Genomic DNA, 24,663 nt, shown 5'->3' with positions numbered 1-24,663 from the left:
TTTTCGTGAGCACTTAGACCAATAGCAGGGAGTATTGGAAATAATCTAAGCGCTATTCCTCTGAAATATCGGTTCCAGCTTCGATAATTTCAGCAAGCTCTTCAAGTGCTTGAACCGAAAGCTCAGACAAACGCTGTAAGTGTTGGTCAAAAGTTTCCTGGTCTACAAGCTGTGGTTCATTATTATTTGTTTCTTTTGTTAGCATCGCCCAACCTCTTTAAGTTGAGTAAGGGGAGTAAACATCATACTCAATGGGCTCAGTGGAAAAGAAACGATCTATGTTGATTCTGTTAGCTCGATCATTGATTCAAATGATGAAACCGGCGAAATGAGATAGGAAGGGGAGTGAAAACGATGGCAGAAAGAAAAAAGCTAGCAACCATGTGCTGATTGCTAGCTTGTAAGGTTTAGAACTTTGGTTTTACACCAAATTGCTCAACCGCGTAGGCTACGCGCTCTATAGGCTTAGGGTACTCCGCTGGAGTGCCGAGGCTTTCAATATGCTTCAAGCGAGGAAGCAATCCTGCTCCGTTCGCGATTTGAATAGCCAAACCAGGACGAGCATTCAGCTCAAGTACCATCGGACCTTCTTCTTTGTCGAGAACCATGTCGGTGCCCATGTAACCAAGCCCCGTCATTTCCCAAGCACTTGACGCAAGTTCTAGCAAACGCTCCCAATGAGGCACTTGCAGAGTCGATAAATCTTTACCCGTATCCGGGTGGTGCGTTACTGGTTGGTCGAATTGCACCGCGCGAATGGCTTTGCCTGTTGCGATATCAATGCCGACGCCGACCGCGCCTTGGTGAAGGTTAGCTTTACCATCAGACGCTGATGTTGAGCAGCGCATCATCGCCATGACAGGGTAGCCTTTAAATACGATGATGCGTACGTCTGGCACACCTTCGTAGCTGAAACCATCGAAGCAGTCATCAAACTTAATCAAGTTCTCAACCACGGCAACATCGTTCTTACCGCCGAGCGAGAACAACCCCGCCAGTGCATTACTGATGTGGCGTTCCACTTCTTCTTTGTTGATTGTCGCACCAGAAGGTTTGGTGTACACACCGTCTTTATGCGATGTCACCACCAGAATACCTTTACCACCGCTGCCTTGAGCTGGCTTAATCACAAAACCCGGCCAGTCTTTCACCATGTTGTGGATGGTTTTTACTTCTGCTTGGTTGTGGATCACGCCGATAAGGGCAGGGACGGTTGCCCCTGCTGCTTGAGCGATGATCTTGGTTTTTAGCTTGTCATCCACCAATGGGTATTTAGAGCGATCGTTATAGCGACCAATGTAGCTATGGTTACGCTTGTTCATGCCCATAATGCCTTTGTGGCGAAGTTTTGATGGCGTAGTGTAACGTTCAAACATCGTTTAATCCTCCGCTAGCGGTTTGAAACGACGTAGTTCTGTTAGACGGTAACCAGTGTAAGTACCTAGTAATAGAATACCCGCCAAAACAATTAGCTGTAGGCCGATAAAGTTAAATGTTAAGTGCTGGATATACGAGTTGGTCATCGCCAAGTAAACCAGTACCGCAGTCAGTAGTGAACCACCACCTTGCATTGCTACTTCTTTCGCGCCTTCTTCCTCCCACAGAATCGACATACGTTCGATCGTCCATGACAAGATGATCATTGGGAAGAAGGTGATTGTTAGACCTTCTGTCAAACCAATCTTGAATGCTACGACGGTAAACACCGAGATGATCATAATAACCGTGATAATAACCGCGGATATCCTTGCTACCAGAAGTAAGTTGAGCCGCGATAAGTAACTTCGGATGATCAAGCCTGTACCAACAATTAATAGGAAGCCCACAATACCAGTCACAAGCTGCGTTTGAACGAACGCAACCGCAATCAGTACTGGCATGAACGTACCAGAGGTTTTAAGACCAATAATCACGCGCAGGAACACAACGATCAATGCGCCAATTGGGATCAGCATGATGGTCTTGAACATTGCTTGCTCTTCTAGAGGCAAGCTGTGGATTGATAAGTTAAGCAGGCCATCGGCCTCAACCTTGTTGTTTGTCGCTTGTTGAGGCGTCACTTCTTGTTTGATCATGGAGAAATGAACTTGGCTGTTCTTGCCTCCCACAAGGTCAAGTAACGAAACGTTCGATTCATCCCAAACAAGAAGGTTAGGTTTTACGGCTTTCTGCTCTGAATTTGGCGAGAACAGAACCCAATCTTTTCCAGACCAAACTTGCACCATCGGTTGGATGGTTTGACGACGACGGCCATCTTCAAGCTCGATTACGCCAACAATTTTACTTTGAACGCCAGCTGACAGAAGAATCTTGTGCAGTGCATCGGTGCGGTCAAAATCGTTCAATAATAGAGCGGAGTTTTGGCTGTCTGGATCGTTAAGCGCTTTGATTAACTCGCGTGCAAACGTCACGTTGTCCGCAGAACGGCTCATGGCTTGATCGATGAGGGCGCTTGCTGCCGCTTGTTGCGGAGCGGATAAAGTCGGTGGCGTGATATCGCCAGCAGGAGGCAGTGGTTCCACTTTAGCTTGTGGATCAACTAAGAACTGCGCTTTGTAGTAAATTGTTTGAGGGCCTTTCGCTTGGCGAATCGACCATTCGGCACGGCGACCTGAATCAGAGTTAATGTAGGAAACGCCATAACCAGAAGAAGAAGCTGACTCGCCAATCAGTGTATAACCACTTTGTGTATGAGGGGCGGCAAGAGAAGCTTTCACTTCATTCCCGTTTGCATTGAACTCGATACGAGCCTCTACATCCCACACTTGACGTGTTTCGCCTGGCGTCCAAGGCACGCCGTAATTTTGGTGTCTGAAAACACTCAAAGCAATGCCCGCAACCACCAACAAGATGATTGAAAGGTAAAACGGTATTTTTGACGTCATAATCTACCTTATTATTTTTTATCTTCGTCCGTTTGAATGTATGTACGGCTCACATCAACCAATGCGATGTCGCGCATAAATTCTCTACCTAGTAAAACAGGATGGTTCATGTGGGAGCGATCCGCCAACGTAAATTGCGCTTTTTCATGAATTTTTCCAACTCGCACCCAAAGTTCGACCACAGCGCGACGCTCCAGTTCTTCACTTGTTACTTGACGAATTTTCACATAACGAAGAACAGGCGCTTCGATCCATGTATTTTTCTCTTCTTCTGACTTTGTTGCATCAGCAAGATGGAAACGAACCCAGTTTTTGCCGTTTCTTTCGAATTCTTCAATATCAACTGCATTCAAAGATGATGTAGCCGCACCAGTATCGACGCGAGCATCAAACGTTTGTTTGATGGAGTCGATGGTCACTTTTTCGATCGAACCTAAAACGATGTCATGAGTCGGCGTTGGTTCAATAGGGGCAGGCGCTTGGACAATAATAGGCTCTTTCGGTTTTTTAACCTCTGCCATTGCCTCTTCGCGGAAGGTGCTTAGATCACCTTGTAACTTATCGACTTGGTCTTCAAGGCTGTCGATGTAATCTGATTGGTTACTGATCTGCAGCTCTAAGTTAGTTATGCGATTATTGAAATTCGCTTCTGAAGCTTGAATAGCGGCTAACGTTTCTTGGTGGTACTGTTCGCCTTTGGTAAGTGTGCATCCAGATAATAAGGCGATGGCAACAACCGGAGTCAATCGTATTAACATTGAAAACCTTGGGATTGGATTAAGTTGTTTGTTTTTTAAGAGTTTAGCTTATATCGATAAAGGCTCACAAGTAAGAATCTTTCTCTATCTCTTATTGAGTGAGGAATAGTGATGAAAAGCTAATAATCAAGGATGCAAAGCGCACCCTTGATGAGAATAGAAGAGAGGGTAATGTCTTAATGGCAGGAAAGAGTTAAGACAATGTCAGAAATCTCAGTTAATTATGGCTTACGTGCTACCAGCACAGCGCGGCGTGGTGCCGGGTAGCCTTCCACTGTTTTGCTTGGATCGTTTGGATCTAAGTAATCTGGTAGAGAGTTGTGTGTCATCCAATCTGTTGTGCGTTGTTCATCAACTGAAGTCACGTTCTCATCAACAATATGAACATCTTCAAAACCAACCAGTTCTAGCCACACTTTTAGTGCTTTCGCAGACGGGAAGAAGTACACATTGCGCATTTGAGCGTAGCGTGAGGTCGGCACAAGTACTGCGTTTTCATCGCCTTCGATTACCAAGGTTTCCAATACTAACTCACCACCAGAAACCAACTGATCTTTTAGTTGAATCAAATGGTCAAGTGGAGAACGACGGTGGTAGAGAACACCCATGCTGAACACGGTATCAAACGCTTCCAGTTTAGGCAGTTGCTCAATACCCAGCGGCAGTAGGTGCGCACGTTGGTCACCGCCCATGAGTTTGCGAATTGCTTCAAACTGGATCAGGAACAGGTGAGACGGGTCTATACCCACGCAAAGACGAGCACCTTCGCCTAACATGCGCCACATGTGGTAACCATTGCCACAACCCACATCGAGCACGCTGCGATTTTTCAGTGGAGAAATGTGTGGAAGTACGCGATCCCATTTCCAGTCACTACGCCACTCGGTATCGATATGAATGCCGTGCACCGTGTATGGACCTTTGCGCCAAGGGTGGAAAGTACGCAGTAAGTTTTCTAGCTTTTTCAGTTCGCCTTCATGGAAAGGCGTATCGTTGCTGATGGTTACAGAGTTCTTGATATCAACTTGATCTGGTGAGCCTTCTGGAATTTTGTTCAGTGCTTTCAACCAGCGACCAAAGTCACCGTGCTCTGCATTTTGCCAGTCCGTTAACTGTTGTGGTAACACATTCAGCCAAGGTTGAAGACGCGTGTCTTGGGCAATCAATTGGTAGAAATTTGCAAAGTTAAACATAGTTAGTTAATCGCTGAGTTGATGATGTAATTAAATGAGTGAAAGCGCCGCCAAAGGCAGCATCAGTACTTGCCTGCTTGAGTACAAACTGAACTGGGTTCGACCGCGAACCTTACTTAATCGCGAACATAGAACCGAAGTTAAAGCATTGGAACCAAACGTCGTAGCTAGAGAAGCCAATTTTTGCGAAACGTTCTTTGTGGTCTTTTTTAGAGTCCGGACGCATTACGTTTTCGATTGCGCTACGTTTTTGGCTGATTTCCAATTCGCTGTAACCGTTGGCACGTTTGAAGTCGTGGTGAAGGTCAATGAGTAACTCATTAGACACTTCATCTTCGAAAACGAATTTCTCTGACAGAATCAAAATGCCACCAGGACGCAGGCCCGCGTAGATTTTTTCAAGCAGCGCGTAACGGTCTTCTGGTGATAAAAACTGGAGCGTGAAGTTCAATACCACGACAGATGCGTTTTCAATTTCGATATTACGAATATCGGCTTCGACCACAGTCACTGGCGTGTCGCTGCGGTAAGCGTTGACGTGTAACTTACAACGCTCAACCATGGCTGGAGAGTTGTCTACAGCAATGATTTTACAGCCTTCTTGTTTGATATGACGACGCATAGACAGCGTAGCGGCACCCAAAGAACAACCTAAGTCGTAGATGTTTGAGTGAGGCTTCACAAAGCGTTCTGCCAACATACCGATTGCAGAAATAATGTTGCTGTAACCCGGCACCGATCGCTGAATCATGTCAGGAAAAACTTCCGCTACGCGTTCATCGAACGTGAAATCCCCAATTTTATCGATTGGAGCCGAAAAAATAGTATCTGGATTGCTCTTAGGGTTCATAACCAAATCTCTGCATAACAAGCTGACGGGGCGATTCGTCTTCAAAAAACTAGTTAGTCTAGTCTTCAAAAACGTCAGGCATCAAAAAAGGCGCGTATTTTATGAGAAATTCGCGCTTCTGTCATGCGTTGAGCAAATTATTGTTAGAACATCTGTAACTGCGAGTTGCCATCATTGGCAGGGAAGGGGGCTAAATCTGGCAGGGCGACATGCTTTTGCAGATTCTTGTAAATGTTCGCTGCCAGCTCAGGCGCAATAATATTGTCTGCTGTGTGAATCATCACATATGGCTGTTTACCTTCCGCAATCCATTGTGGCAATTTACTTAGCCAAGGCACAAAGAAGTCGTAATTTTTTTGTTCTTCCGGATGGCCAATAAAACGAATCATCGGGTGTGAAGCGGTTGCAATCGCATGAACGGGAACTTTGGGCTTCTTCATTTGAGCATCAATGATGGCTTCATTGTCAGGCTTTGCCGCAAACACAGGGCGGCTATCCATGATTATTCGGTCAATACCGTTTTCCACCAACCACTGATTAAGCGCTCGCTCTTCCTCGCCTTTAGAGAAAAAGGCCATATGACGTACTTCTACGCCCAGTGGAAAGTTAGGCGGGAAACTGGCGTAAAACTTTTTCAAACGTTCAAGATACTCTGGGCCAAAAGCTGCTGGGAGTTGTATCGTCCATTGACCGACGCGCTCATGCAGGGGCTCCATGATTTTCATAAAATCACGAAGTTGCTCGTTGCAGCCTCTTAGCATTTGTTCATGAGTGATAGCCTTAGGGAGCTTAAACGTAAACTTAAAATCGTCGTGCGTTGCTGCTTTCCAATTTTGCACCGTGTTGTGTGTCGGCGTGGCGTAAAAGGTGGTATTTCCTTCCACAGTATGAAATACCTGAGCGTATTTTTCTAAACGCTCAGCAGGTTTAGTTCCACTACCGTAAAAGCTTTGTTGCCATTGGTTGTGAGACCACATGGTTAAACCAAGTCGAAGGGGTAAATTATCCATCATTCTTTATTGTCTGTATCTCCTGTACGCACTTTACGAGAGTTTTGCTGAAATAGGTAATTTAGCGCTATAATCAGCACCAATTTTTTCGCTTTGGTGGGCTTTTGAACATTTGTTGTACTAAAAACCACCAGGGAATGATAAAACACACTTAATTGTATGTTGAGTAGTCGATTTTCATAGACTTTCAGCGTATAACGGAATCTTTACTCTGCTCGGCAATGAGGCTGACAGAGCGTAGTTAACAATATTTGAGAGATTGGGAATTTCATTATGCGTACCCATTACTGTGGTCACCTGAACAAGTCCCTTGCAGGACAAACTGTAGAACTTTGCGGCTGGGTTAACCGTCGTCGTGATTTAGGCGGTCTTATTTTCATTGATATGCGAGATCGTGAAGGCATCGTTCAGGTAGTTGTAGATCCAGATATGGCGGATGCGTATGAAGTGGCTAACACACTTCGTAATGAATTCTGTATCAAATTGACGGGTGAAGTTCGCGTTCGTCCAGAAAGCCAAGTAAACAAAGACATGGCAACAGGTGAAGTTGAGATCCTTGCGAAAGGTCTTGAAATCATCAACCGCAGTGACGTTCTGCCTCTAGACTTCAACCAAAAGAACTCAGAAGAGCAACGTCTGAAGTACCGTTACCTAGATCTACGTCGTCCAGAAATGAGCGACCGTATCAAGCTACGTGCTAAAGCGTCTAGCTTTGTTCGTCGTTTCCTAGATGACAACGGCTTCCTAGACATCGAAACACCAGTACTAACCAAAGCGACACCAGAAGGCGCGCGTGACTACCTAGTACCTAGCCGTGTTCACAAAGGCAGCTTCTACGCGCTTCCTCAGTCTCCACAGCTATTCAAACAGCTTCTAATGATGTCTGGTTTTGACCGTTACTACCAAATCGTTAAGTGTTTCCGTGACGAAGACTTGCGTGCAGACCGTCAACCAGAATTTACTCAGATCGATATCGAAACGTCATTCATGACGGCTGATCAAGTTCGTGAAGTAACTGAAAAAATGGTTCGTGAAATGTGGCAAGAGCTACTGAACGTTGACCTAGGTGAATTCCCAGTAATGCCATTTAGCGAAGCGATTCGTCGTTTCGGTTCTGATAAGCCAGACCTACGTAACCCACTAGAGCTAGTAGATGTTGCAGACCTAGTAAAAGACGTTGAGTTCAAAGTATTCTCTGGTCCAGCGAACGACGAAAAAGGCCGCGTTGCAGTTATCCGTGTACCAGGCGGTGCAGAGTTAACTCGTAAGCAAATCGACGGCTATGCAGAGTTCGTAGGTATCTACGGTGCAAAAGGTCTAGCATGGATGAAGGTGAACGACCGTGCAGCAGGTGTGGAAGGTATCCAATCTCCTGTAGCTAAATTCCTAAGCGAAGACGTGATCAACGGTATCCTAGATCGCACTCAAGCGGAATCTGGCGACATCATTCTATTTGGTGCAGATAAAGCTAACATCGTTGCGGAAGCACTAGGCGCACTTCGTCTTAAACTAGGTAAAGACCTAGGTCTGACTAAAGAAGGCACTTGGGCTCCTCTATGGGTTGTTGACTTCCCAATGTTCGAGGAAGACGACGAAGGCAACCTACACGCGATGCACCACCCATTCACATCACCTCTAGGTGTGACAGCGGAAGAGCTAAAAGCGAACCCAGCAGTAGCGAACTCAAACGCATACGATATGGTGCTAAACGGCTACGAAGTGGGCGGTGGTTCTGTACGTATCCACAACGCAGAAATGCAAGCAGCGGTATTCGATATCCTAGGTATCGATGCAGAAGAGCAACAATTGAAATTCGGCTTCCTATTGGACGCTCTAAAATTCGGTACGCCTCCACACGCTGGCCTTGCATTCGGTCTAGACCGTCTAGTAATGCTGCTATGTGGTACTGAGAACATCCGTGATGTTATCGCGTTCCCGAAAACAACAGCAGCGGCGTGTTTGCTAACAGATGCTCCAAGCATTGCAAACCCAGCGGCTCTAGAAGAACTAGCGATTGCGGTAACTGCAGCGAAAGCAAAAGACGCAGAATAAGCGCACAACAATTAAAGAAAAAACTCCCGCACCTGCGGGAGTTTTTGTTTTAATGGGATATATCCAAACGACTTAAGAATGCTTGGGTTTAGATTCCAATAAAAATAGCGAGTTATTTAGGACGCTTCATGTCAATTATTTTGGGTATTGACCCAGGTTCTCGTATTACCGGTTACGGCGTTATTCGCCAGCAAGGCCGTCATCTGCAATATCTTGGCAGTGGGTGTATTCGTACCTCAGAAAAAGAATTGCCAGGTCGGCTTAAGCAAATCTATGCTGGCGTTACGGAAATCATCACCCAGTTTCAACCAGACGTATTTGCAATTGAGCAAGTGTTCATGGCGAAAAATGCCGATTCTGCTCTAAAGCTAGGGCAGGCTCGCGGTAGTGCGATTGTTGCGGCGGTGAATGCGGATCTTCCTGTGTATGAGTATGCTGCCCGTCTTATTAAGCAAGCTGTAGTGGGGACTGGTGGTGCAGACAAAGTGCAAGTTCAGCACATGGTGCAGCACATGTTAAAATTACCTGCAAAGCCTCAAGCCGATGCCGCGGATGCACTTGGTGTGGCAATTTGTCATGCCAATACGAACAAGACCTTGGTTGCGCTCGCAGGCAAAGCAAGCAGTGCGAGAAAAGGGCGTTATCGCTAGACTCTTACCGTACTAAAAATGAGACACCTCAGACAGATTTAAGGAATAAATTTGTTGTGAAAATGTTACAAAACTATAGTGGTCGGATGTCTAATAAGAAATCAATCAAGGAAGATTGAACATGAATCCAGCCACGCTGTGGCGCAGTGTATTTATGCCGCGCCAACCTCAATGGACGAGGACGCAACAACGTCAAGCTGACATCCTCTCTTTATTTACCTTCATCGCTTTTCTGGTCGGAATTTATAGCTTAATTAAGTGGTTCAAGCATGGACACGAAAGCCTGATCTTAACTTCTGTCATTCTGATTACTCTTGAGCTTATTTCCGCTTCTAGTCTCAAATGGTTTAAGCAACCTGCGTTATCACTTAACCTTGGTTTTGTCGGGATGTCGGTGCATGCACTCAATATCATTTATCAAAGTGGTGGTGTGGTTGATTCAACTCAAACTTATTGGGTGCCTTTGTTGGTTGTCGCTTTCTTCTTATCTGGCACTCGTCTTATCGCTATTGCTTGGAGTGGCGTGGTGATTGCCATTTCCGCCTTAATGACACATCAGCATGTTTCAGGTTTTGAGTTTCCTCAACTGGTATTATCGGAAGCTTCTCAGCGATTAGAAATTTGGTCTGGTACCGTATTGCCGCTGGTGGTGATTTGTATCGCTCAGGCATTTACTGCTAAGCAACGTGATGATGCGATTGAAAATGCCGAAGCAGCAAAAGTCGAAAGTGAACAAGTCGCCAAAAAAGCAACAGAAGGTGAACTGCATCTGGCTGAAGTATTGGAACAAGCTAATTTAAATTCGATAGAGCTGAAATCTGTTTCGCAAGCGCTTGATGAGCAATCGTCGCAGTTGGATGAGCAAGTCAATGCACTCAACGTGAATAGTGAATCTCAAGCAAGTGCGGCAGAGCAAATGAGCCAACAAGTACATCACATGGCCACAGGGATTGAAGAGTCGAGCAAGTTTGTGGAAGAGCTGCGCGAGAAAAGCGAAGATGTTCATTTGCAAGCTGAAAGGAGCTCTGAACTGCTAGAAGATTCTACTCAAGCCATCGGCCAGATCATTACTAGCCATGAAGAAATCATGAAAGTGGCAGACTTGATTACCTCTGTCGCAGAGCAAACCAACTTGCTGGCTTTAAATGCGGCAATCGAAGCGGCGCGAGCAGGAGATCAGGGTAGAGGTTTTGCTGTGGTTGCCGAGCAAGTACGAGAGCTATCTGCGAAGAGTAGCCAGTCCGCTATTGAGATTCGTCACTTACTTGATCGTAGTGAGCAAGAAGTGAAGCATGGTCAAGACGTGGTGACGTCAAGCACCGAGAGGATGAACACTATTATTCAGCAAGTGACGACGATATCTCATGACGTACAAAGTTTATCAAGCATTATGGCAACGCAAATGACAGCGCTAAAAGAACTTGATGAAGCGAGTAGCGAAGTGGCGAATGGTGTAGTGAATACAAAATCCATTGCCGAGATTGTGGCTCAATATGGCAAAGAGCTTAGCGGTCAAGTTGTTGCTGTCCGGACGCTCACACAACAACTTGATCAAGTTGTCTCAAAAATCTAACCCCACAGCATAAAGGACTGGATGTCTATCCAGTTCTTTATTATCCTGTCGCAAATTCATTTCCAAAGAGTATTTATAGTGATTGGACGTCTTCGCGGCATTTTGCTTGAAAAGCAACCACCTGAAGTTTTAATTGAAGTTAACGGCATTGGCTATGAAGTTCAGATGCCAATGAGCTGTTTCTACGAACTGCCAAATATCGGCGAAGAAGCGATTATTTATACTCATTTTGTTGTGCGTGAAGACGCGCAATTGCTTTACGGTTTTAATACAGTAAAAGAGCGTGCGCTATTCCGTGAAGTGATCAAAGCAAACGGCGTTGGCCCTAAACTTGGCTTAGGTATTCTTTCAGGCATGACAGCGAGCCAGTTCGTGTCTTGTGTAGAGCGTGAAGATGTTTCTACGCTTGTGAAGTTACCTGGTGTTGGTAAGAAAACCGCCGAGCGTTTGGTCGTTGAAATGAAAGACCGCTTAAAAGGTTGGGGGGCTGGTGACTTATTCACGCCGTTTACTGATGCCGCTCCTACTGACTCGGCTGCCGCTTCTTCAAATAGTGCAGAAGAAGAGGCGGTCAGCGCACTTCTTGCTCTAGGCTACAAGCCAACTCAAGCGTCGAAAGTCGTTTCTCAAATTGCTAAACCGGACATGAGCAGCGAGCAGCTGATCCGTGAAGCACTAAAATCAATGGTGTAACGGAAAGTTCAAGGTAACAGTATGATTGAAGCCGATCGTTTAATCGCTCCTGAAAATCCAGCGTTTCGTGATGAAGATGTTATTGACCGTGCTATTCGCCCTAAAAAGTTGGCGGATTACCAAGGTCAGGATCATGTCCGTGATCAGATGGAGATTTTCATCAAAGCGGCACAATTGCGTAGTGAGGCGTTAGACCACCTACTTATTTTTGGCCCTCCAGGTTTGGGTAAAACGACGTTGGCAAACATTGTTGCTAACGAGATGGAAGTGAACATCCGTACTACTTCTGGACCTGTTCTCGAAAAAGCAGGCGATTTGGCCGCGTTGTTGACCAACCTTGAGGAAAACGACGTGCTTTTCATTGATGAGATCCATCGTCTTAGCCCTATGGTCGAAGAGGTGCTGTATCCGGCAATGGAAGATTACCAATTGGACATCATGATTGGTGAAGGCCCTGCCGCACGTTCTATCAAAATTGATTTGCCACCATTCACATTGATTGGTGCAACGACGCGTGCGGGGTCTTTGACTTCTCCGCTGCGTGACCGTTTTGGTATTACTCAGCGTCTTGAGTACTACAAAGTACACGATCTACAGAACATTGTTCAACGCAGTGCAGATTGCCTAGGGTTGTCGATGGAGCCAGAAGGCGCGTTAGAAGTTGCTCGACGAGCTCGTGGTACGCCTCGTATTGCGAACCGTCTATTGCGCCGTGTACGTGACTATGCAGAAGTGAAGGGTAACGGACATATTTGTGCCGATGTTGCTGACAAAGCGCTTAATATGTTGGATGTGGATGCTCAGGGCTTCGATTACATGGACCGCAAGCTTCTTCTCGCTATCATGGAAAAATTTGGTGGTGGTCCAGTTGGACTCGACAATATGGCTGCCGCTATTGGTGAAGAAAAAGACACCATTGAAGATGTGCTAGAACCATATTTGATTCAGCAAGGCTATTTACAACGCACTCCCCGAGGAAGAATCGCCACAGATCGTGCATATCTTCATTTCGGAATTGAAAAATAAGATTCTAAGGCTGAGCAAAAATGCTCAGCCTTTCACCATAAGTGACCAACCTCTCATTTATTGAATTTCTTCTAATACTAATTAGGTAAGAAAAAAGCACTGATTGTTAACTCGATGTTTGCATGCAACTGGTTAATTTCTCTCCTGATTACTCTCTCTTAACATACGCTTCTAATACGGGTTGATCTGGATCAATGTGATGGATTTTTGTGCAAATTCAGCGCATAAACATTGATGTATATCAAAGCGCATTCCGGCTATAAACCTTTTGAAACAATCTGTTTTTACAAGTAATATTAGCCCCAGCTATATTAGCTGATGCTTAACAATTAACTAACCAATGAAGCACATTTTTGCAACAAAGAGTTGTGATAATTCAACAATTTTCAAGTGTGAATAACACCTGGATATGGATTGCAATATGTAGAGAGTGTCATTCAGCCGACACATAGGAGTTACCATGATTGACGTAGTTGATCTATCGCGGTTGCAGTTTGCACTAACAGCGATGTATCACTTCCTATTCGTACCATTGACTCTTGGTATGGCCTTCCTTTTGGCCATTATGGAATCGATGTACGTAATGACGAACAAGCAAATCTACAAGGACATGACCAAGTTCTGGGGTAAGCTGTTCGGTATTAACTTTGCACTTGGTGTGGCTACCGGCCTTACCATGGAATTCCAGTTTGGTACTAACTGGTCGTACTACTCCCACTATGTAGGTGACATCTTTGGTGCGCCGCTGGCGATCGAAGCACTTGTCGCTTTCTTCCTGGAGTCAACTTTTGTTGGTCTATTCTTCTTCGGGTGGGATCGTCTATCAAAACGCCAACACTTAGCTGTTACTTGGCTTGTGGCGCTGGGCTCTAACTTCTCTGCTCTTTGGATTCTTATCGCAAACGGCTGGATGCAAAACCCAGTAGGCGCGGACTTCAACTTCGAAACCATGCGTATGGAAATGGTAAGCTTCTCTGAAGTTGTACTAAACCCAGTAGCTCAGGTTAAGTTCGTGCATACGGTTGCTTCTGGTTACACTTGTGGCGCAATGTTTATTCTAGGCATCAGTTCATACTACCTATTAAAAGGTCGTGATATTGCGTTTGCTCGTCGTTCATTTGCTATCGCTGCATCTTTCGGTATTGCTGCGATCCTATCAACCATCGTTCTTGGTGACGAATCTGGTTACGAGCTTGGTGAAGTTCAAAAAGTGAAGCTTGCTGCAATTGAAGCAGAATGGCACACAGAACCAGCTCCAGCAGCGTTTACGTTGTTTGGTGTTCCTAACCAAGAAACCATGCACACCGATTACGCAATCAAGATCCCTTACGTAATGGGTATCATCGCGACACGTTCTTTTGATGAGCAAGTGACAGGTCTTCGCGACCTTCGTGATGAGCACGTTGAGCGTATTCGTGGCGGTATGTACGCTTACGAACTTCTTGAGAAGCTTCGTGCTGGTGACAAGTCAGAAGAAAACATGAGTGCGTTTGATGAAGTGAAAGGTGACCTAGGTTACGGTCTACTTCTAAAACGCTACACAGACAATGTTGTTGATGCGACAGAAGAGCAAATCCAAGCTGCTGCGGATGATTCAATCCCAACAGTATGGCCACTATTCTGGTCATTCCGTATCATGGTTGCTTGTGGCTTCATCATGTTGTTCGTATTCGGTGCGGCATTTATCCAAACATGTCGTCAAAAAATCGAACAAAAACAATGGATTCTTAAAGCTGCACTATTGAGTATTCCACTTCCGTGGATTGCGATTGAAGCGGGTTGGTTCGTCGCTGAGTACGGTCGTCAACCATGGGCTGTTGGTGAAATTCTTCCTGTGCACGTTGCGGCTTCAGCATTGACTGCAGGTGAAATCTGGACGTCACTATTCGCAATCTTGGCTCTATACACGGTATTCCTGATTGCAGAAGTTTACCTAATGTTGAAATTCGCTCGTAAAGGTCCAAGCAGTCTGAAAACTGGCCGCTATCACTTTGAGCAAAACGCTGACTCTGTTGAAGACAAAGTTAGCCGCCAAGTAGAAGCGTAAGGTAAGGAGATAACAAGATGTTTGATTACGAAATCTTGCGACTCATCTGGTGGGTACTAATCGGTGTTCTACTAGTTGGTTTTGCAGTAACAGACGGTTTCGATATGGGTGTAGGCGCGCTTGTACCTATTATCGGTAAAAACGACACACAACGTCGTGTCATGATTAACTCAATTGCCCCTCACTGGGATGGTAACCAAGTTTGGCTTATCACTGCTGGTGGTGCATTGTTCGCCGCTTGGCCTTTGGTTTACGCAACGTCATTCTCAGGCTTCTACTTAGCAATGATCCTGACGCTAGCTGCACTTTGGCTTCGTCCTCTGGGCCTAGATTACCGCTCTAAGATCGAAGAGCCAAAATGGCGTAATACTTGGGATATCTGTATCTCCATCAGTGGTTTTGTTCCGCCAATCATCTTTGGTGTGGCGTTTGGTAACCTTCTACAAGGTGTTCCATTCCAATTGAGCGAGTTTTTGATGCCAACATACCATGGCTCATTCTTTGGTCTGCTAAACCCATTTGCTCTGCTTTGTGGTCTGGTTAGCTTGTTCATGATTTTGATGCAAGGTTCTACTTGGCTACAAATGAAAACAACGGGTGAAGTTCACACACGTGCTCGCAACGTTGCTCAAATCACGGGTCTACTAACAGTGGTTGCGTTTGTTGCTGCAGGCTTCTGGGTTCAAAACATTGACGGTTACGTGATTGTTGGTGGCATCGACACAAACGCAGCTTCTAACCCTCTAAACAAAGAGGTAATCCGTGAAGCTGGTGCGTGGATGAAGAACTTTGAAAACTACCCACTACTATGGGCTGCTCCTGTACTAGGTGTTGCAATGCCGCTGCTTGCTGTATTGTCATCTCGTCTTGAAAAGTGTGCGATTTCGTTCATCACTTCAAGCCTAGGTGTTGCTGGTGTTATCTTTACTGCAGGTTTTGCGATGTTCCCATTCATCATGCCTTCAGATCTAATGCCAAGCCACAGTCTAACAATGTGGGATGCAACATCATCTGAGTTGACTCTGAACCTGATGACAGGCGTAGCGTTTGTTATGGTTCCAATCATCCTTGGTTACACGTCTTGGACTTACTACAAGATGTTTGGTCGCCTTGATGATCAGTACATTGAAGACAACAAAAACTCACTATACTAAGGAGCAATTACTATGTGGTATTTCGCATGGATTCTAGGTGTACTACTTGCTTGTGCATTCGGTATCATCAACGCTCTTTGGTTAGAGCACTCAGAAATGATGGACAAAGACAGTGAGTAATCTCGCTGACAAGGTAGTGAAGTTTCACGAACCAATGGATAAGACTCTGTTAAGAGTCTTATCCCTCATCCTTGGCTTTATGCACGTAGGATTGGTTATGTGGGATCCAGAAGCGTACCATCAAGCGATTGGTGGCTTTAACGCAGTGATCGCCCCGGCACTGATTTGGGCATTGTGCTCAAGTATGGTGTTCGGCGTAGGCTTCAAACCGAGAAATTGGTACTGGCAATTGTTGTTTAGCCCTTACTTCTCGTTAGCTATCTTAATTTATCTAACTGCGCTTTATTTCATGTAAATTGAATTACATTGCAATAAAGTTGGTTATTAAATCATCGAGTAAAAGCCGGGCAGTTTGTCTGGCTTTTATTTTTTCTACAAAAATCAAAAATATTCCTTCCGTTCAGTACCAATTGCTGTTGCTTCAGTTATAGTAACCACTTTAAAGAATTGAATATATTGGTACTCCCTTGCAAGGCACATCAAATCCCTTCCGCTGGCCGATCACCGTGTACTATGAAGACACCGATGCGGGCGGCGTTGTATATCATTCAAACTATTTAAAATTCTTTGAGCGCGCGCGTACCGAGATGTTGCGTGCAAAAGGCATTTCTCAACATGTGTTACTGGAACAAAATATTGGCTTTGTTGTCCGACACATGGATATCGATTTTAAACAAGGGGCGAGACTGGACGAACAGTTGACAGTATTAACCCGAGTGTCAGAAATAAAACGTGCGTCTTTGCAATTCTGTCAAGAGTTGGTCAATGATCAAGGCAAGATATTGTGCAAGGCCTTTGTTAAGGTAGCATGTATCGATAATAAGAAAATGAAACCAATAGCTATTCCAACATTTATCAATTCGGGGCTAACAAATAGTGACTGCTGATATTTCCATTTTAGATCTCTTTCTTCAGGCCAGTCTGTTGGTAAAACTTGTGATGCTGACATTGCTAGGCATGTCAATCGCGTCATGGGCAATGATCATCAAGCGCAGCAAAGTGCTTTCCCAAGCATCAAAAAATGCAGAGCAATTTGAAGACAAATTCTGGTCAGGTACAGACCTTTCCCAACTTTACCAAAAAGTGAAAGGGCGCAAAGACGAGATCGCAGGTACAGAAGAAATCTTCTACGCAGGTTTCACAGAATTTGCTCGTTTACGTAAGAGCAATGCGAACTCACCAGCTTACATTATGGAAGGCACAGGTCGCGCGATGCGTGTTGCTGTTGCGCGTGAAGTTGATGAGCTTGAAACAAGCCTACCTTTCTTAGCAACTGTCGGTTCAATCAGCCCATACATTGGTTTGTTTGGTACTGTTTGGGGCATCATGCATGCGTTTATCGCACTGGGTGAAGTGAAACAAGCCACACTTTCTATGGTTGCCCCAGGTATCGCAGAAGCGTTGATCGCGACTGCTATGGGTCTATTCGCAGCAATTCCTGCGGTAATGGCTTATAACCGACTAAGCAACAAAGTAAGTAAGCTGGAACATACTTACGCGACATTCTCAGAAGAATTCCACAGCATCCTTCATCGTCAAGCGATGGCTGGCCGAGATAGCGCGGATAAGGAATAAAAAGCATGGCGGGTTATCAACCTAAAAAGCGAAAAATGACGGCAGAGATCAACGTTGTCCCTTATATTGACGTAATGCTTGTGCTGTTAATTATTTTTATGGCGACTGCTCCGTTTGTAACTCAAGGCGTAGATGTCGATCTACCAAAGACATCAAATGCAACTCCTGCTCAAGAACTTGCAGGGGATACAGATAGCAGCTTTATCATCATTGAAATCGATCGTGACGGCAATTTAGGCCTAAGCGTGAACGATGAAGAAGTGCAACGTGGTCTTTCACTGCAAGATGTCATTGTTCGAGTTAAAGCAGAGCGTTCCATCAAACCTGATTCACCAGTTGCAGTAGGCGGCGATGCAGCGACGCCATACGCTGATGTTGTCCTTTTACTTGATGAATTGAGTCGTGCTGGAATCCCTAAAGTAGGGCTCCTGACCGATATTAGGGAATAAACGTCAATATTCATGAAAGACAAAAAGAAACAATCGAAAGAGTACACTAAACCGATAGTCATATCGGTAGGTCTGCATGCTCTCTTGGTAGCAGCATTGCTCTGGGGTACTGATTTTGCGATGACCAAACCTGAGCCAACTGGACAGATGGTTCAGGCTGTCGTGATAGACCCTAAACTGGTGCAACAACAAGCGAAAGAAATTCGTCAGCAGCGTGAAAAAGCGGCAAAAAAAGAGCAAGATCGTCTTGATAAATTAAGACGTGAGGCGGAGCAGCTTGAGAAAAACCGTAAGGCTGAAGAAGAACAAATTCGTAAGTTGAAAGAACAGCAAGCGAAAGATGCAAAAGCGGCCAGAGAAGCTGAAGCGGCTCGCAAGCAAAAAGAGCAGGAACGCAAAGCAGAAGAAGAACGTGTTCGCCAAGAAAAAGAGCGTACAGCTAAACTTGAGAAAGAGCGTAAAGCGAAAGAAGAAGCTGTACGTAAAGCAGAGCAGGAACGTTTAGCCAAAGAAGCGGCGATTGCCAAAGCGGAACAAGAGCGAGTAGCTCGCGAGAAGGCGGCAAAAGAAGCGGAAGAAAAGGCAAAACGTGAACGCGAGGCGGCTCAAAAAGCGGAACAAGAACGCATTGCGAAAGAAAAAGCGGCAAAAGAAGCTGCGGAAAAAGCGCGTAAAGAAAAAGAGCGCCTTGAGCGTTTAGAACGTGAGCGTAAAGAGCAAGAAGCTGCACTGGATGATATTTTTGCTGGCCTAGAAAGTGAAGCGAGTGCAAACCAACAGGCTCAGGGGAAATTTGTGGCTGATGAGGTTTCCCGCTACAGTTCAATCTATATTCAGCTTATTCAAAGCCGATTGCTAAAGGATGACTACCTATTGGGAAAGGAGTGTAGAGTTAACATTAAGCTGATTCCTACGGGAACTGACATGATTGTTTCGTCAGTTAACGTGCTTTCTGGTGACTCTAGAGTATGTGCAGCTGCAAAGAGTGCAATTGCACAAGTACCAAGTTTCCCGATGTCAACCGATTCAACAGTTAACCAAAGGCTGAAGGATATTAACCTTACGGTCGCACTACAACAATAAGGGATAAGCCGTGATTAAACGTCTTTTACTAGGAATGTTTGTACTGCTAGGCAGTCTAACAAATGTAGCGCACGCTGCATTGGAGCTGGTCATTACTGATGGTATTGATTCGGCACGACCAATTGCTGTTGTTCCCTTTAAATGGGAGGGCAGTCAACCACTTCCTACCGACATTTCTGCTGTCATTGCATCTGACCTACAGCGCAGTGGTAAGTTCAGCCCAGTGCCAACTAATAAAATGCCACAAACGCCATTCAATGAATCAGAAGTTAACTTTGATTCGTGGACAAGCCTTGGTGTAGATGCGCTGTTAACTGGCTCTATCAAGCAAAATGAGCAAGGCGATTACGTTGTAAATTACCAGCTTGTTGATGTCGTACGCGGTCAGTTAACTGGTGGGCAGAGCAAAGCTCTAGGGAGTGACGGCGAGCTTGTTTTATCTAAAGACCATGTTTTGTTTAACAAAGTGGCTACGGTAAAAGGCCCTCGTATGCGTGAGTACGCTCACCGTATTTCCGACCTTGTCTATGAACAACTGACTGGTGAACGTGGCGCATTTATGACTCGTATTGCCTACGTGGTTGTAAACGACAAAGACCGTTTCCCGTACCAGCTTCGTGTTGCTGATTACGATGGTTACAATGAGCGATTAGTATTGCGTTCTAAGCAGCCTCTGATGTCTCCTGCATGGTCTCCAGATGGGCAGAAACTTGCGTATGTAAGCTTCCAAAATGGCCAAGCAGAAATTTTCATCATGAACATCTATACCGGTGAACGTGAAAAAATTACGTCATACCCTCGCCATAATGGTGCGCCAAGATTCTCTCCTGATGGTAACAAGTTAGCGCTTGTACTGTCTAAGACGGGCACTCTACAGGTGTACACTTTTGATCTGAAAACTCGCAAACTCACCCAAATTACGCGTAGCAGATCAAATAATACTGAACCGTTCTGGCACCCTGATGGCAAATCGCTGATTTTCACATCGGATAGGGGTGGTAAACCACAGATTTATCAAGTAAATTTGGGCAGCGGTTCTATCGATCGCTTGACTTGGCAAGGTAGCCAAAACTTGGGTGGTCAAATCACACCTGATGGCCGATTCCTAGTAATGGTGAATCGCAGTGATTCAGGTTTTAATTTGGCGAAACAAGATTTGGAAACTGGTGCTCTTCAAGTCTTAACTAAGACTCTATTAGACGAGTCTCCGAGTATTGCCCCTAACGGTGGCATGGTTGTGTATAGCTCGATTTACAACAAGAAAAACGTACTATCGATGGTGTCAATTGATGGTCGATTTAAAGCTAGATTGCCGGCAACAAATGGGCGTGTGAGAGCGCCTGCGTGGTCACCGTTTTTGTAGTAATAAGTTTGATTAATAAAGGAAAATAAGATGCAACTGAACAAGGTTCTAAAAGGGCTACTAATCGCGCTTCCTGTAATGGCTATGACTGCGTGTAGTTCAAGCGACGACGCAGCTTCTAACACTGGCGCAGCAACTAACAACAATGCTGCAGCAGAAACAACAGTAGCGACGCCGATCGATCAAAGCGGTCAGCTAACTGAACAAGAGCTAAAAGAGCAAGCACTTCGCGAAACTCAAACAATTTACTTCGCGTTTGACAACTCTACAATTGCAGGTGATTACGAAGAGATGCTAGCAGCTCACGCTTCTTACCTAAGCAAGAACCCTGCTCTAAAAGTAACGATTGAAGGCCACGCTGATGAGCGCGGTACTCCTGAGTACAACATCGCTCTAGGCGAGCGTCGTGCTCAAGCAGTTGCTAACTACCTACAAGCGCTAGGTGTACAAGCAGATCAAATCTCAATCGTTAGCTACGGTGAAGAGAAGCCACTTCTTCTAGGTCAATCAGATGAAGTGTACGCTAAAAACCGTCGCGCGGTTCTAGTATACTAATTCGAGGAAATCCTCATGTTCAGTAACACTAAGCGCGCTGTTGCGCTTACGTTACTGGCAAGTGCAGCGAACTTCGCGTTCGCTGCACCAGCTCCAGTATCCGATCTCAACAGCACATCCTCAGCCTCTAAGAGCCGTTCATCTGAAACGGAAGTCGAGCGATTAGAGCGTCTACTACAAAATCGCAACCGTGTTCAGCTCCAAATGCAAGAGCAGATTGACCAAATGTCACAAGAGATCAGTGATTTGCGTGGTCAATTAGAGCGAAATAGCTATGAAATGCAGCAAATGTTGCAGCGTCAACGTGAGTTGTTTGTCGAGCTTGACCGTATTCGCGGTGAGATGAAGTCGGCACCGGTAAAAGAAACCAAACCAACAGAAACTAGTGGTAAATACACGCCAAATGTTGATGAGCAAACGGCATACCAAAATGCGGTTGACTTAATCCTTAAAAAGCGTGACTACACCGGTGCAATTGCTGCGTTCCAGCAGTTCCAGAAAGACTATCCTGATTCCACATACTCAGCGAATTCACACTATTGGTTAGGCCAATTGTACTTCGCCAAGAAACAGGATAAAGACGCGGTTAAAAGCTTTGCTGCGGTAGTGTCTTATAAAGACTCTAACAAACGAGCTGACGCCTTGCTTAAGTTAGGCGAAATCGCAGAGCGTAATAACAATGCCGCTCAAGCGAAAAAATACTACCAACAAGTTGTCGATGAATACCCAGGTAGTGCGTCGGCTAAACTGGCTGGCTCAAAGCTGAAATAAACACCATTCTAAAAAGGAAGCTTTAGCTTCCTTTTTCTTTTTAGATGCCTTCTGTTTTTTAAATTTTTTACAAAATTGCCGCGCATAAGAAAATGCCACATGTAACAAAGATATACGTCTAGACCGCTAGAAATTCTAGTTACAGGTTGGTTTTTGAAAATTAACGAGGTTACAATACGCGGATTAAAGGAAGTTGCGTAGAGCAAGAGCAATGAGCCACATATTAGATAAAATCGACACTGTTTACCCATTCCCACCAAAACCAATTCCGTTAAGCGAAGAAGAAAAATCGTCTTATATCGCGAGCATCAAAGAGCTGCTAAAACAAAAAGATGCAGTACTGATCGCGCATTACTACACCGATCCTGAAATTCAAGCACTAGCGGAAGAAACAGGTGGTTTTGTTGGTGATTCACTAGAAATGGCTAAGTTTGGTAACCGCCACCCAGCAAGCACACTGATTATTGCAGGCGTACGTTTTATGGGTGAGTCGGCTAAAATTCTGACACCAGAAAAACGAATTCTAATGCCAACGCTGGAAGCGGAATGTTCACTTGACCTAGGTTGTCCGGCGGACAAATTCAGTGAATTCTGTGATGCACACCCAGATCATACGGTTGTTGTCTACGCAAACACTTCTGCGGCAGTGAAAGCTCGTGCTGACTGGGTGGTCACATCAAGCATCGCGCTTGAAATCGTGGAACATTTAGACGCTGAAGATAAGCCAATTATTTGGGGACCAGACCGTCATTTGGGCTCATACATTGCCAATAAAACGGGCGCAGATATGTTGCTTTGGCAAGGTGAGTGTGTAGTGCATGATGAATTTTCTGCTGATGCACTTCGCAAGATGAAGAGTGTTTACCCAGATGCTGCGATTCTTGTTCATCCAGAGTCACCAGCAAGTGTGGTGGAATTGGCTGATGCTGTCGGCTCTACAAGCCAGCTTATCAAGGCTGCGAAAGAACTCCCTCACCAACAAATGATCGTGGCAACGGATAAAGGCATCTTCTTTAAGATGCAACAATTGGTGCCAGAAAAAGAATTGATCGAAGCGCCTACGGCTGGTGCTGGCGCGACTTGTCGCAGCTGCGCACACTGTCCTTGGATGGCAATGAACGGCTTGAAAGCGATTGAAAAAGCGCTTAGTGAAGGTGGAGAAGAGCACGAAATCTTCGTAGATGAAGCGCTACGAGTGAAGTCTCTTATTCCACTGAACCGCATGCTAGACTTTGCTGAGCAGCTAAATATGCAAGTGAAAGGTAACGCGTAATCACTTCTATTTATTAAGATAAATCCCAAAAAACCAGCCGAATATGGCTGGTTTTTTTGTTTTTGATTATCAATGGTTTAATATTGATTGATTTTGTAAATGCAGGGATCGGATATTTATGGCTGTGTGGCTAGTAGTTAAAAAGTGGCTTAGTTCGCACCTATTTAAATTGAGCAACCGAAACCTTCTTGTTATTAGCATTTTGTACATCAGTTTATCGTGGGGGTTTTTGGCTCTTGCGGGTGAAAAAGCGCTAACGGACAACTTCTCCAACTTCATTTATTACCTCATGGTCACCGCTAGTACGGTGGGCTATGGAGATCACTCTCCGGTCACAGACTTAGGGAAGTGGGTTGTTGTGTTGTTTGTTATTCCCGGTGGCTTGAGTTTGTTTGCTGCGTTACTGGGGCGTGTAGCTGGTTCTGCAATCGATTATTGGCGAGCGGGTATTTTGGGTAAACGGAGAGTGAGAGTGGAAAATCATATCGTATTGCTTGGGTGGAACGGGTCGAGAACAATGCACTTGATTCGTATGTTGCAACACGAAGAAGAAGGCAAGCGCCCTATCGTGTTGTGTAGTCGTTCTGATATTGAAAATCCATTGCCGGGTGAGATTCATTTTATCAAAGTGACCAGTTATACCGACGCACAGGAAATGAAGAACGCCAACATTACTGATGCGAGTTGTATCATTGTTGATAATCTTTCGGATGACATTACGCTCTCCGCTGCCCTTTATTGTGCCTCTGTGAATCCTGACGCACACTTGCTGGCTTATTTTAAAGACGACGCTTTAGGTCGATTGCTCAGTCAGCATTGCCCTAAAGCAGAATGCATTCCTGCCGTAGGAGCAGAAATGTTGGCGAAAGCGGCAGTAGACCCTGGCTCTAGCGCCTTGCACCAAGAATTACTGGCATCCACCCGTGGGATGACACAGTACTCAGTCATTTATCCTGAGAATCAACCTATCACCACCATTGAGAGCATCTTTGGCTTTATCAAAAAGCGTCACCACGCGACGTTGATTGCGTTTGATATCGGCAACGGTATCCAACTCAACCCAGATTTAGATGCGGAAGTGCCACCGGGTACCAAGCTGTTTTACATTGCAGATGAACGTATTGATGATTTTGCATGGAAAGAAATGAACAAGGAACAATAATGCACATGATTGCCGGCCTGTTAGCAGGTTTTCCAAACTTTTTACTCTACTTCTCAGTATCCATTATTTTTGTTTTGGCGTTTAAGTTCATCTACGTCAAGCTTACGCCTTATGATGAATGGCATCTGATCAAGGAAAAGCAAAATACCGCAGCCGCAGTGGCGTTGAGTGGCGCTTTTCTGGGTTATTGTATTGCGATTTCGGGTGCGGCAAAAAACTCAGTCAACATTGTCGACTTTATGGTTTGGGGCGTTGTTGCCATGCTTGCGCAAATCATTGCATTTGCCATCGTGCGTTTCATTTTGCTGCCAAGAGTTACTGAGCGCATCGAAAAAGATGAGCTGCCTGCAGGTATTGTACTTGCGGCGGTTTCTATATCGGTCGGCATGTTGAATGCTGCTTGTATGACGTACTAGGAGGA

General features: G+C 45.2%; 26 protein-coding genes. 19 read left to right on the top strand and 7 right to left on the bottom strand.

Annotated elements, in window-relative coordinates; genetic code table 11:
* Positions 1-52 precede the first annotated feature (52 nt).
* From ACF8OV_RS07290 to ACF8OV_RS07260, 7 genes are all read right to left on the bottom strand, one after another.
* Positions 53-205: a hypothetical protein gene (locus tag ACF8OV_RS07290; protein ID WP_005457235.1), complete on the bottom strand. Its 153-nt coding sequence runs from the start codon at positions 203-205 to the stop codon at positions 53-55.
* Between the two features lie 202 nt (positions 206-407).
* Positions 408-1,376, bottom strand: coding sequence for an alpha-L-glutamate ligase-like protein (locus ACF8OV_RS07285; RefSeq protein ID WP_005457241.1), 969 nt, complete (start codon positions 1,374-1,376; stop codon positions 408-410).
* Between the two features lie 3 nt (positions 1,377-1,379).
* Positions 1,380-2,885, bottom strand: coding sequence for an inactive transglutaminase family protein (locus ACF8OV_RS07280; RefSeq protein WP_005495851.1), 1,506 nt, complete (start codon positions 2,883-2,885; stop codon positions 1,380-1,382).
* Positions 2,886-2,896: 11 nt separating this feature from the next.
* Positions 2,897-3,643: an ATP-dependent zinc protease gene (locus tag ACF8OV_RS07275; RefSeq protein WP_005457212.1), complete on the bottom strand. Its 747-nt coding sequence runs from the start codon at positions 3,641-3,643 to the stop codon at positions 2,897-2,899.
* Positions 3,644-3,864: 221 nt separating this feature from the next.
* Positions 3,865-4,836, bottom strand: coding sequence for a tRNA 5-methoxyuridine(34)/uridine 5-oxyacetic acid(34) synthase CmoB (gene cmoB / locus ACF8OV_RS07270; RefSeq protein WP_005483112.1), 972 nt, complete (start codon positions 4,834-4,836; stop codon positions 3,865-3,867).
* A gap of 112 nt (positions 4,837-4,948) precedes the next feature.
* A complete protein-coding gene (cmoA, locus tag ACF8OV_RS07265) occupies positions 4,949-5,686 on the bottom strand; it encodes a carboxy-S-adenosyl-L-methionine synthase CmoA (RefSeq protein ID WP_005457217.1) in 738 nt (245 codons plus the stop codon).
* A 143-nt stretch (positions 5,687-5,829) separates the two neighbouring features.
* Entirely contained in the window at positions 5,830-6,696 is an 867-nt protein-coding gene (locus tag ACF8OV_RS07260; RefSeq protein ID WP_274055796.1) for a DUF72 domain-containing protein, read from the bottom strand.
* A 273-nt stretch (positions 6,697-6,969) separates the two neighbouring features.
* On the opposite strand from ACF8OV_RS07260, the gene aspS reads away from it, so the two are divergent.
* The 19 genes from aspS (at position 6,970) to ACF8OV_RS07165 (ending at position 24,658) form a co-directional block, all read left to right on the top strand.
* Complete coding sequence (gene aspS, locus ACF8OV_RS07255; protein ID WP_005483110.1) at positions 6,970-8,748, top strand: aspartate--tRNA ligase; 1,779 nt, start codon at positions 6,970-6,972, stop codon at positions 8,746-8,748.
* 128 nt (positions 8,749-8,876) lie between these two features.
* The gene (ruvC, locus tag ACF8OV_RS07250; protein WP_005457261.1) at positions 8,877-9,398 is read left to right on the top strand and encodes a crossover junction endodeoxyribonuclease RuvC; all 522 of its coding nucleotides are present in this window, start codon (positions 8,877-8,879) and stop codon (positions 9,396-9,398) included.
* 121 nt (positions 9,399-9,519) lie between these two features.
* Positions 9,520-10,971, top strand: a complete 1,452-nt coding sequence (locus tag ACF8OV_RS07245; protein WP_138938444.1) for a methyl-accepting chemotaxis protein — start codon at positions 9,520-9,522, stop codon at positions 10,969-10,971.
* 78 nt (positions 10,972-11,049) lie between these two features.
* On the top strand, positions 11,050-11,664 hold the full coding sequence (ruvA, locus tag ACF8OV_RS07240; protein WP_005486097.1) for a Holliday junction branch migration protein RuvA: 615 nt from the start codon (positions 11,050-11,052) through the stop codon (positions 11,662-11,664).
* Positions 11,665-11,685: 21 nt separating this feature from the next.
* Positions 11,686-12,690: a Holliday junction branch migration DNA helicase RuvB gene (gene ruvB, locus ACF8OV_RS07235; protein ID WP_005495833.1), complete on the top strand. Its 1,005-nt coding sequence runs from the start codon at positions 11,686-11,688 to the stop codon at positions 12,688-12,690.
* Between the two features lie 460 nt (positions 12,691-13,150).
* Positions 13,151-14,737: a cytochrome ubiquinol oxidase subunit I gene (gene cydA, locus ACF8OV_RS07230; RefSeq protein WP_021485394.1), complete on the top strand. Its 1,587-nt coding sequence runs from the start codon at positions 13,151-13,153 to the stop codon at positions 14,735-14,737.
* Positions 14,738-14,754: 17 nt separating this feature from the next.
* A complete protein-coding gene (cydB, locus tag ACF8OV_RS07225; protein WP_005483614.1) occupies positions 14,755-15,891 on the top strand; it encodes a cytochrome d ubiquinol oxidase subunit II in 1,137 nt (378 codons plus the stop codon).
* Positions 15,892-15,903: 12 nt separating this feature from the next.
* The gene (gene cydX, locus ACF8OV_RS07220) at positions 15,904-16,011 is read left to right on the top strand and encodes a cytochrome bd-I oxidase subunit CydX (protein ID WP_000270284.1); all 108 of its coding nucleotides are present in this window, start codon (positions 15,904-15,906) and stop codon (positions 16,009-16,011) included.
* Complete coding sequence (gene ybgE / locus ACF8OV_RS07215) at positions 16,004-16,306, top strand: cyd operon protein YbgE (protein WP_029844672.1); 303 nt, start codon at positions 16,004-16,006, stop codon at positions 16,304-16,306. The genes cydX and ybgE overlap by 8 nt, the downstream gene beginning before the upstream one ends.
* Before the next feature lie 172 nt (positions 16,307-16,478).
* The gene (gene ybgC, locus ACF8OV_RS07210) at positions 16,479-16,898 is read left to right on the top strand and encodes a tol-pal system-associated acyl-CoA thioesterase (RefSeq protein WP_317676141.1); all 420 of its coding nucleotides are present in this window, start codon (positions 16,479-16,481) and stop codon (positions 16,896-16,898) included.
* Positions 16,888-17,586 carry a protein TolQ gene (gene tolQ, locus ACF8OV_RS07205; RefSeq protein ID WP_005485405.1) on the top strand — a complete coding sequence of 233 codons (699 nt, stop codon included), beginning with the start codon at positions 16,888-16,890 and terminating at the stop codon, positions 17,584-17,586. Before ybgC ends, tolQ begins: the two co-directional genes overlap by 11 nt.
* Before the next feature lie 5 nt (positions 17,587-17,591).
* On the top strand, positions 17,592-18,035 hold the full coding sequence (locus ACF8OV_RS07200; RefSeq protein ID WP_005485411.1) for an ExbD/TolR family protein: 444 nt from the start codon (positions 17,592-17,594) through the stop codon (positions 18,033-18,035).
* 12 nt (positions 18,036-18,047) lie between these two features.
* A complete protein-coding gene (gene tolA / locus ACF8OV_RS07195; protein ID WP_005459865.1) occupies positions 18,048-19,118 on the top strand; it encodes a cell envelope integrity protein TolA in 1,071 nt (356 codons plus the stop codon).
* 10 nt (positions 19,119-19,128) lie between these two features.
* On the top strand, positions 19,129-20,481 hold the full coding sequence (gene tolB, locus ACF8OV_RS07190; RefSeq protein WP_005459807.1) for a Tol-Pal system beta propeller repeat protein TolB: 1,353 nt from the start codon (positions 19,129-19,131) through the stop codon (positions 20,479-20,481).
* A 30-nt stretch (positions 20,482-20,511) separates the two neighbouring features.
* Positions 20,512-21,036, top strand: a complete 525-nt coding sequence (gene pal / locus ACF8OV_RS07185) for a peptidoglycan-associated lipoprotein Pal (protein WP_005459802.1) — start codon at positions 20,512-20,514, stop codon at positions 21,034-21,036.
* Between the two features lie 15 nt (positions 21,037-21,051).
* On the top strand, positions 21,052-21,807 hold the full coding sequence (gene ybgF / locus ACF8OV_RS07180; protein WP_005495819.1) for a tol-pal system protein YbgF: 756 nt from the start codon (positions 21,052-21,054) through the stop codon (positions 21,805-21,807).
* Positions 21,808-22,018: 211 nt separating this feature from the next.
* Entirely contained in the window at positions 22,019-23,080 is a 1,062-nt protein-coding gene (gene nadA, locus ACF8OV_RS07175; protein WP_005459805.1) for a quinolinate synthase NadA, read from the top strand.
* 118 nt (positions 23,081-23,198) lie between these two features.
* Positions 23,199-24,242 carry an ion channel gene (locus ACF8OV_RS07170; protein ID WP_021449313.1) on the top strand — a complete coding sequence of 348 codons (1,044 nt, stop codon included), beginning with the start codon at positions 23,199-23,201 and terminating at the stop codon, positions 24,240-24,242.
* Positions 24,242-24,658, top strand: a complete 417-nt coding sequence (locus tag ACF8OV_RS07165) for a DUF350 domain-containing protein (protein ID WP_005459831.1) — start codon at positions 24,242-24,244, stop codon at positions 24,656-24,658. The genes ACF8OV_RS07170 and ACF8OV_RS07165 overlap by 1 nt, the downstream gene beginning before the upstream one ends.
* The last annotated feature ends 5 nt before the right edge of the window (positions 24,659-24,663 follow it).

Origin of the sequence: Vibrio sp. GLN_1 (assembly GCF_043106015.1) — a bacterium.
Classification (GTDB): domain Bacteria; phylum Pseudomonadota; class Gammaproteobacteria; order Enterobacterales; family Vibrionaceae; genus Vibrio; species Vibrio parahaemolyticus.
The sequence above is the reverse complement of the archived record's forward strand: the minus strand, read 5'-3'. Positions and strand labels throughout refer to the sequence as shown.